1 protein-coding gene is annotated in these 385 nt (G+C 53.2%); it reads left to right on the top strand.

Going from position 1 to position 385, the window contains the following annotated elements; genetic code table 11:
- On the top strand, window positions 1–385 hold a 385-nt coding region (locus ACTFO6_RS17910; protein WP_439935766.1), incomplete at both ends, for a 3-keto-5-aminohexanoate cleavage protein.

Raw genomic sequence — 385 nt, forward strand, 5'->3', positions numbered from 1 at the left:
TGATGTTGCAGTACGACATCAAACCAGAGATTGAGGTCTTCGATTTGGCGATGCTCTATAACGCGGCTGAGCTGGTCAAAAAGGGGTTTTTGAAACCACCGGTCCATGTCCAATTCGTGATGGGCATACCCAATGCAATGCCGGCGCGGCGCTCGATATTGGATTTCCTAGTTTCCGAACTGCAGGAGGTACTTCCCGGTGCTACCTGGACTGCCGCTGGTATCGGTCGGCATCAGTTCGAGGTCAATCTATGGTGTCTGGAAAGAGGCGGACACTGCCGCACAGGTCTGGAAGACAACATCAAATTTGACAAGAACCGACTGGCTCAGAGCAATGCTGAGCTGGTGAAGAAGGTGGTGGATATCTGCGGGCGTTTCGGCAGGCG

The sequence above is a fragment of the Pelomicrobium sp. G1 genome, assembly GCF_051905455.1.
Lineage (GTDB): Bacteria > Pseudomonadota > Gammaproteobacteria > Burkholderiales > UBA6910 > Pelomicrobium.